General features: G+C 68.3%; 2 protein-coding genes. Both read left to right on the top strand.

Features of this window, described 5'->3' with window-relative positions; all coding sequences use genetic code 11:
* Positions 1-297: 297 nt before the first annotated feature.
* Positions 298-660 (top strand): VOC family protein, encoded by a 363-nt coding sequence (locus LK10_RS04295; RefSeq protein ID WP_052206946.1) that lies wholly within the window; start codon positions 298-300, stop codon positions 658-660.
* Positions 657-1076, top strand: a complete 420-nt coding sequence (locus tag LK10_RS04290) for a hypothetical protein (protein ID WP_043120440.1) — start codon at positions 657-659, stop codon at positions 1074-1076. Before LK10_RS04295 ends, LK10_RS04290 begins: the two co-directional genes overlap by 4 nt.
* Positions 1077-1113: the final 37 nt, after the last annotated feature.

The following is a 1113-nucleotide window of genomic DNA, read 5'->3' as shown; positions in this document are numbered from 1 at the left end:
TGCGCCGTGAACACCCTCCGCTCCCTTCCGGGACTGCCCTGCATCCCCTCCCGCTCTCATCCGAAAAGGCACGCGAGAGCGCCCCGGCTCTTCCCCTCCCCAGCCTCGCACCCTGCCATCCACGCCCGACCTGACGAGGCAGGGCATGCTGGCAGGGCCGTCCGGGGAGGCGTCCGATGGACGGCCAGCTCGTGCAGCGCACCGTTGAATCCCTGAGGAGGCGGGAATAGCCTGACTGCATAGGTCCAGTCCGCTCCTGAGGACGGCACCTGCCGAGCTCACGAAGGGAGGAGCACGATGGGCAACACGATGGCGCGCTCCGGGATTGTGGGCAGCGATCCGGGATGGCTTCAGGCCTTCTATCGGGACGCGTCCGGTTGGGGGGGCATTCACGCGGGGCCGGCCTACCCCATGGTTCATCCCGGAGGCGGTGGGACCGGCGGCGGAGCGGGGGCTGCCCCCGAGCGCTCGGGCAGCTGGACCTGCACGGACGTCGGAGCGGGCGGCCTCCACGAGGCGCCGGCCGGAATCGAGGAGCTGGGCCGAATGCGAGCCCTCGGGCCGGTGGACGTGCCAAACGGGCCCGTCGCCCTGTTCGCCGATCCTCAGGGACAGGTCATCGGCCTCACCGTGGCCTCTACAGGCAGCCAGCAGCGGTGACCGACGAGTCCGCGCCAAGGATAGCTGCCCTTGGGGCACGGGTCCACCTGTTCGTTCGACCCGAGTTCCGCGCGGCGTTCACTGCTCTCTTCCGTGACACCTTGGACTGCCAGACCGCGGAACGGGACTTCGGGATGGAGTTCCCGATTCTGCTTGTGTCGTTCGAGGACGGCAGCCGCTTCAGCGTGGAATTCTCCGACCTCGCCCCCGAAGATCCAGGAGATGGGACCGATGACGCCGGGGCCTTCCGAGGCGCGTGGATCGAGTTTCGGACGAACGATCTTGGTGGCTGCCAGCAGAGGCTACGCTCGGCCGGGGTCCGCGAGTTCAGACACGCCGGCAGTTCTCATGGGTATTTCATCGCCCCCGGGGGCCAGGTGTTCCGTCYGCTCGACCTCGCCTATGAAGGCCCCTGAAGCCCATGCCAGCAAGCTTCGACGCTCTGTTCGCGGC

This window comes from Sinomonas humi (genome assembly GCF_000802235.1).
In the GTDB taxonomy this organism is placed as follows: Bacteria; Actinomycetota; Actinomycetes; order Actinomycetales; family Micrococcaceae; genus Sinomonas; species Sinomonas humi.
This window is presented reverse-complemented; position numbering and strand designations above follow the sequence as displayed.